Raw genomic sequence first — 6,882 nt, forward strand, 5'->3', positions numbered from 1 at the left:
GTGACGACAGGGCCTGGGCCCGGGTGCGCGCGGGGCGCGGCGGGTCAGTCGCGGACCGGCACCGACACATACGACGGATCGTTCGCCGGCGAGGAGAACGTCAGCCGGGAGCCGGCCGGGTTCTGCGCGATGTAGAGCGGGTCGACGGTGTCCACGACCACCGCCAGCCGGTGCCCGGCCGGGACGTCGTACGCCGTGGAGAAGAGGTCCAGGTCCACGCCGAACGGCCGGCCCGGCGTCCTGCCGTGGAAGGTGAACGGGCCGTGCGTGACCAGCTTGCCGAGGCCGAGCGGGCCCACGTCGTAGAGGTAGGCGATGGCGGTGCCGCTCTCGGCGGTACTGGTCACGGTGGTGTGCAGATGGGTGGTCCCGCGGACCCGCTGCCCGGTCCCGTACGGCGCGGACTGCCAGACGGCGGCCAGTGAGCGCGGCAGCAGCGGGATCGACGCCATCGGCGGCAACTTGAGGAACTGGTCCATCATGCTGGAGAGGAAGATCAGCCCGCCGTCGGCACCGGAGTCCAGATTGGTGCGGATCCGCCGGCTGTTGTCGAGCGCGATCCTGCGGTGTGCGGACGGAACGTCCTGCCAGCTCTTGTAGCCCTCGTAGGCGCCGGTGGAGCGGGACTTGAGGAGTACCGGCGATTCCCGGTCGATGCCGTTGTCCGCGCCCTTGAGGTAGTGGTCGAACCACCGCTCGGTGTCGGTCCAGGTGTCGTTGGGCAGCCCGAAGAGGCCCAGCCCCTCGGCCGTCGCATGGTCACCGGGACGGAACTCCAGCCGCTTGGGGCCCTTCAGCTTCTCGAAGAACGCGGCGTACTGGTTGGGCGGGAAGAGCGAGTCGCCCCAGGCGTTCCCGAGCATGATCGCCGCGCCATTGGCGTTGATCCTGTCGATATAGGTGACCGGAGAGCGCTTCTTCCCCCACGCGATCATGTCCTTCTCCCGGGACATGTTGGCGCTCAGGAAGTCCTTGAGGACCTGGCGGAGTTCGGGGCTGGGCCGGCCGGTCAGCTCGCCCAGGCCGCCCAGCACCTCCGCCGCCTGGCGGTGCGGGGTGCGCCCGCTGTAGATCGAGTCGATCAGATCGCTCCAGCCGCTGAGCGCCGCGACCGCCTTGACCCGCTTGTCAAACGCGGAGGTCAGCAGGCTGATTCCGGCGCCGTACGACACCCCGCCCATGCCGACCTTCCGCGGATCGGCCGGGGTGTGCGCCAGTGCCCAGTCGATGACCTTGGAGGCGTCGGCGATGTCCTGCGGTCCGGCCGTCTCGATCTGCCCGCCGGACTGCCAGAATCCGCGGGCGTTGTACCCGACGACGACATATCCCGCAGCGGCCAGCTTCCTGGCCTGCGCCAGGTATTCGATCTGCGGCATCGCCCAGCTGGTGGGCAGCACGATGAGCGGGTGGCGCCGGGTGCCGTCGGTGCCCGCCGGTGTGAAGACGTTGGCCTTGAGGGTGGTCCCGCCCTCGCCCTTGATGTCGACGAACCTCAGGGACGGGAGCGCGGCGGCGGACCGCGCCGGGGCGGCGGGCGCGGCGCGGTGGGCTGCCGCGGCTCCGGTGGCGTGTGCCGGGGCGCCGATGAGAACGGTGGCGGTGAGGACCGCGGCGGAGACGGTGCCGATCGCGGCGCGCAGCGTCGTGCGGGAGGGCGTCATCTTCTGCTCCAGATCTCGATGCGAGCCGCGCGGATGCTGTCCGAGGACAGGAGGGGCATCCGGCGGCTCGATGTGACTGGAGGGTAAGGTCCGCCCCTTACCTCCGGTAACCCATCGGTAGGTTACGGGTGGGTAACGCCCGGGTGGGGCGGGGGTGTTCGGAGGGGCGGCGGGGGCCAGTGTGGGAAGAGCTGCTGCGGGGGAGAGCTCGGCCGAGGAGGGGTGCGAGATGACGGACGGGAGCCGGGTGGGCGGGATGACCGGTATGCGTGAGGAGTCCGCCGTGCGGGAGGGGGCGGTGCCGGAGACGCCGTTCGACGCGAATGAGCGGCGGGCGTGGGCGGGTCGGGCCGCGGCGTATGCGGCGGGCTTCGGCAAGCTGTGCGCGTATCCGGTTCCGTGGCTGCTGGACGCCGCGGCGGTTGGCGCGGGCGCACGGGTGCTGGACGTCGGTACGGGCACCGGGGTGGTCGCCGCGGCGGCCGGTGCGCGCGGTGCGCGGGTGACCGCCGTGGACGCCGAACCGGACATGGTGCGGTACGCGGCGCACGCCGTTCCCGAGGCGGAGGTGCGAGTCGCCGCGCTGCCCCGACTCCCCTTCGCGGACGGCGAGTTCGACGCCGTGGTCGGCAACTTCGTCCTCAACCACGTCGGCCGGCCGCGGGCCGCCCTCGCGGAACTGCGGCGGGTGACCCGGCCCGGCGGACGCGTCGCGCTGACGATCTGGGCCGCCCCCGCCGCACCGGGCCAGGCACTGCTCGGCCGCGCCGTACAGGCCGCCGGGGTGAGCCGCCCGGCCGAACTGCCCGCCCTCGCCCCCGAAGAGGACTTCCCGCGGACCGAGGAGGGGCTGGCCGGGCTGCTGCGCACGGCGGGGCGGCTGGCCGAGGTGCGCTGCGCCGCGCTGTCCTGGGAGCACCGCACCACGCCCGAGGAGTGGTGGCACGGCCCGGCGGCCGGAGTGGCGACCATCGGCCAGATCGTCATCAGCCGGGGAGCGGCTGTCACCGAACGGATCAGGCGTCAGTTCGCCGCGCTGGCCGGGGAGTTCACCGGGCCGGACGGGGACCTGGTGCTGCCGCACGCGGCGCTGCTGGCGTCCGGGCGGGTGGCCGGCCCGGTGTCGTGATGCCCGGTCGCGGCCCGCGGTGCCCGCCCGGCCCGGTGCCGCTCACAGGCCCAGGTCGGGCCCGAAGACCTCGTAGTGGATGTCCGCGGGCCGCACGCCGCACGTCAGCAGCTGGGCGCGGACGGCCTTCATGAAGGGGACCGGGCCGCAGAGGTAGGCGGTGGTGCCGGCCGGGATGTCCAGCCGCGTCAGATCCATCCGGCCGCCGCGTACGGTCACCGCCGGGGCCGGGCCCGGTTCCGCCGCGCCGGGCGCGGCCCCGTCCTCGTACCAGAGTTCCGCCGTGGCACCGGTCAGTTTGCCGGTCAGCTGGACGAGTTCGGCGCGGAGGGCGTGGCTGTCCGGGGAGCGGTCCGCGTGTGCCGCGATGACGCGGCGCGAGGAGCCCTCGGCCGCCAGGTGGGCGAGCATGCCGATCATCGGCGTGCAGCCGATGCCCGCGGAGGCCAGCAGGACCGGGCCGGGGCCGTCGGCCAGCACCACGTCGCCGAACGGCGCGCTCACCCGCAGCGTCTCGCCGCCGTGGACGCGATCGTGCAGATACCCGGAGACCGCGCCGCCCGGTGTGCCGTCCGGGCCGGCGGCGACCCGCTTGACGGATATCCGCAGCCCGCCGTCCACCTGCCCCGACAGGCTGTACTGGCGTATCTGCCGTGCCCCGTCCGGGAGTTGCACCTGTACGGAGACGTACTGGCCGGGCCGGTACGGCGGTACGGGCGCGCCCTCGGCCGGGCGGAGGAAGAACGTCGCGACGTCCGCGGTCTCCTGGACCCGGCCGGCCACCCGGTACGTCCGCCACACCGTGCCGTCCGTCGTGCCCGCCGCCGCGCACAGCCGTCTCTCGATGGCGATCAGGGCGTGCGCCATCAGCCAGTACACCTCGTCCCAGGCCGCCACGACCTCCTCGGTCGCCGCGTCGCCCAGCACCTCCGCGATGGCCGCGAAGAGGTGCTCGTGCACGATCGGGTACTGGTCCTCGCGCACCCCGAGCGAGGCGTGCTTGTGCGCGATCCGCGTGAGCAGGAGGTCCGGCCGGGTGTCCGGGTGGGCGAGCAGATGGACGGCGAAGGCGGCGATGGATCCGGCGAGCGCCTGCTGCTGGCTGCCGTCGGCCTGGTTGCCGCGGTTGAACAGATCGCGGAGCAGGTCGGGCCGGGCCGCGAACAGCTTCTCGTAGAAGAGCGGGGCGATCTCGCCGATGGCCGCCCCGACGGCGGGGAGGGTGGCGCGTACGGTGGCGGCGGACTTCGGGGACAGCACGGTAGGGCACTCCGTTCGTCGGTGGGCGGCGGGGGCCGGTCGGAAAAGTGGTATGTGGGATGCGTATTTTTGGGCGTGCGGTGGCCGGGCAGGAGGGGGCCGGGTGCCGGTGCGGGCCGCCTGGATCAGTCCGCGGGGTGGGATGTCAGGCTCAGCAGGAGCGGGCCCGTGGGGGTGCCGATCAGGTCCTCGATGGAGAGCGGGTCGAGCGTGGCGAAGAACGCCTCCTGGGCCGCGCGCAGGGCGCCCCGCAGGCGGCACCCGGCGCGCAGTGGGCAGGGCGGGTCGTCCTCGCAGCCGACGACGTCATCGGTCCCCTCCAGTGCGCGCACCAGGCGGCCGAGTGAGCCGGTGCGCCCTACGGTGGTCAGCGTCAGCCCGCCGCCCCGGCCGCGGCGGGCCTCGACGGCGCCGAGGTGCTGGAGTCTGCTGACCACCTTGGCGGCGTGGCTGTACGGCACCTGGATGGCGCTCGCCACCTCGCGGGTGGTGGGGGCGTCCTCGGTGTCGTCCAGCACGGCCAGGCGCATGGCGATCCGCAGCGCGATGTCGGTGCTCTTGGTCAGTCGCACACCCGGACTATAAAGAAGTGGCATCTGGAATGCCAATTTGGGTGTCTGGGGGTGGTCCGTGGGACGGCGCCCCGACCGGGTCGCCGTCCGCGCGGGCCGGCCTCGTCGACTCCGACCGGGCGCCGCCGGGTCGGCGCGTTCCGCCCGACGGTGCCGCCGACCCGGCCGGGCTTCCCCAACTCGACTACTGTCAAAGGATTTTACGGCACGTACCGAGATGTGCGGGGGTCGGGGCGGGGCGCCGGCGGCCGGTCCGGAATTAGGCTGACGTGCAGTCAGGATGCTTTCCCGTCAAGGGATTCCAGGAACCGGGCGAGACCGGCGTTGAAGGCGTCCGGGCACTCCAGGTTCGGCATATGGCCCGCGTCCTGAATGACGGTCAGGGTCGCCCCCGGCACCGATTCGTGGATGAGCCGCGCATCGGCGACCGGGGTGAACGCGTCCTCGGCACCGACAACGACCCATGCCGGTACGGCGATCCGTGGCAGCAGCCCGGTGTAGTCCGGCCGCTCGGCGCGGCCGTACAGTGCGGCGGCGGCGCCCTCGGGTGAGGTGGTGCGCATCATGCCCAGGACGTGCTCGGCGACCGCGGGCTGCCGCGCGATGGTGCGCGGGGAGATCATCTTCGGCAGCACCTCCCGGGCGTAGTCGTCCATGCCGTCGCGGAGGAGGCGGGCGGCGGTCCGGTGGCGCACCGCCCGGCCCTCGTCCGTGTCGGCCGGGGCGAAGGTGTCGGCGAACACGACCGCCCGGACCCGGTCCGGGAGCAGCCGGCAGAACTCCATGACGATCTGCCCTCCCATGGACAGCCCGCCGAGGACGCACCGCTCGATCCCCAAGTGGTCCAGGAGGGCGGCGATATCGCGGACGTGGGTCTCCAGGGGGGTCTTCCCCGGGACGACGGTGCTGTCGCCGTAGCCGCGGAGGTCGGGGGCGATCACCCGCCATCCGGCGTGGCTGAAGCGGTCGATCTGGGGCCGCCACATCGAGCGGTTGAAGGGGTGCCCGTGGACGAGGACCAGCGGTTCGCCGCTGCCCTCGTCCTCGTAGGTCACCGTTATCTCTCCGGAGTGGACCGATCCCACGGGATCTCCCTTCGCGCGCTGCACTGGAGTTGACGGCTCGATGCTATAAGGGGCAATCTCTCGGCACAATGTTGTCAATGTGCTCGGTGCAATAGGGAGGGAGAGCGTGACGGTGGAGGACTTTCGCGCGATCGCCGACGGTCTGGCGGCGGACATCGCCGCCGGCCGCCTCGGGCCGGGCCAACGGCTGCCGCCGCCGCTGCGGCGGTTCGCCCGCGACCGGCGGATCGCCCCGTCGACGGCGGCGCGGGTCTACCGGGAGCTGGGGCGGCGCGGACTGACCGTGGGCGAGGTCGGCCGCGGCACCTTCGTGCGTACGGCCGCGCCGCCGGCCGAGCCCGCGCTGGCCGAGCCCGGCGGTCACCGGGTCGACCTGGAGCTGAACTTCCCGCTGCTGCCCGACCAGTCCGCGCTGCTCGCGAAGAGCCTGGCGCATCTGGTGCACCGGAGCGACGCGCTGGCCGAGGCGCTGCGGCCGGCCGGCGCGGCCGGTACGGCTGCCGCGCGGCAGGCCGCCGCCGGGCATCTCGCCCGCGGCGACTGGGCGCCCGACCCGCGGCGGCTGCTCTTCGCGGGCAACGGCCGGCAGGCCATCGCCGCCGCCGTCGCCGCGCTGGTGCCGCCCGGTGGCCGCCTCGGCGTCGAACCGCTCACCTTCCCCGTCGTCAAGGGCATCGCGGCCCGCCTCGGCGTCACCCTCGTCCCGCTGGCGATGGACGAGCACGGCGTGACCCCCGACGCGCTCCGCGCCGCCGCGCCGCTGCGCGCCGTCTACCTCCAGCCCGCCCTGCACAACCCCCTCGGCGTCACCATGCCCACCCACCGGAGGGAGGAACTCGCCGAGAAGCTAGGGGAGTTGGACATCCATGCCATCGAGGACGCGATCTACGGATTCCTCCGCGCCGACCTGCCGCCGCTTGCCGCCCTCGCGCCGGAACGCACCGTTCTCCTCGACAGCCTCTCCAAACGGCTCCCCCCCCGACTGACGCTCGGATTCCTGGTGCCGCCGACCGGCGCCGCCACCCCCGACTTCGCCGGGGCGCTCCGCTCCGGCGCCTGGACGGCCACCGGCTTCGCGCTGGACGCCGCCACCCGCTGGCTGGGCGACGGCACCGCCGCCGCCGTCGAGCAGGCGAAACGCGCCGACGCCGCGGCCCGCCAGCGGCTCCCCCCCC

5 protein-coding genes and 1 pseudogene are annotated in these 6,882 nt (G+C 73.6%); 2 read left to right on the forward strand and 4 right to left on the reverse strand.

Annotation, left to right across the window (positions count from 1 at the left end; all coding sequences use genetic code 11):
- Positions 1-44: 44 nt before the first annotated feature.
- Entirely contained in the window at positions 45-1,661 is a 1,617-nt protein-coding gene (locus tag RZ84_RS29645; RefSeq protein WP_043267302.1) for an alpha/beta fold hydrolase, read from the reverse strand.
- Positions 1,662-1,926: 265 nt separating this feature from the next.
- Here RZ84_RS29645 and RZ84_RS29650 point away from each other — a divergent pair, with 265 nt between their 5' ends.
- Complete coding sequence (locus RZ84_RS29650; protein ID WP_107068312.1) at positions 1,927-2,790, forward strand: class I SAM-dependent methyltransferase; 864 nt, start codon at positions 1,927-1,929, stop codon at positions 2,788-2,790.
- A gap of 42 nt (positions 2,791-2,832) precedes the next feature.
- Here RZ84_RS29650 and RZ84_RS29655 read toward each other — a convergent pair whose 3' ends face one another.
- From RZ84_RS29655 to RZ84_RS29665, 3 genes are all read right to left on the reverse strand, one after another.
- Positions 2,833-4,050, reverse strand: a complete 1,218-nt coding sequence (locus RZ84_RS29655) for a globin domain-containing protein (RefSeq protein ID WP_043267303.1) — start codon at positions 4,048-4,050, stop codon at positions 2,833-2,835.
- A gap of 125 nt (positions 4,051-4,175) precedes the next feature.
- Positions 4,176-4,622 (reverse strand): RrF2 family transcriptional regulator, encoded by a 447-nt coding sequence (locus RZ84_RS29660; RefSeq protein WP_043267305.1) that lies wholly within the window; start codon positions 4,620-4,622, stop codon positions 4,176-4,178.
- A 275-nt stretch (positions 4,623-4,897) separates the two neighbouring features.
- Positions 4,898-5,707 (reverse strand): alpha/beta fold hydrolase, encoded by an 810-nt coding sequence (locus tag RZ84_RS29665; RefSeq protein ID WP_043267307.1) that lies wholly within the window; start codon positions 5,705-5,707, stop codon positions 4,898-4,900.
- A 112-nt stretch (positions 5,708-5,819) separates the two neighbouring features.
- On the opposite strand from RZ84_RS29665, the pseudogene RZ84_RS37225 reads away from it, so the two are divergent.
- Positions 5,820-6,882, forward strand: a pseudogene (locus tag RZ84_RS37225) (aminotransferase class I/II-fold pyridoxal phosphate-dependent enzyme); the annotation flags it as partial.

The sequence above is a fragment of the Streptomyces sp. CT34 genome (assembly GCF_000805335.1).
GTDB lineage: Bacteria > Actinomycetota > Actinomycetes > Streptomycetales > Streptomycetaceae > Streptomyces.

Bases quoted from the DNA above. Each gene is read 5' to 3' on its own strand.
- RZ84_RS29645 (WP_043267302.1), bottom strand. From the start codon at position 1,661: ATGACGCCCTCCCGCACGACGCTGCGCGCCGCGATCGGCACCGTCTCC.
- RZ84_RS29650 (WP_107068312.1), top strand. From the start codon at position 1,927: ATGCGTGAGGAGTCCGCCGTGCGGGAGGGGGCGGTGCCGGAGACGCCG.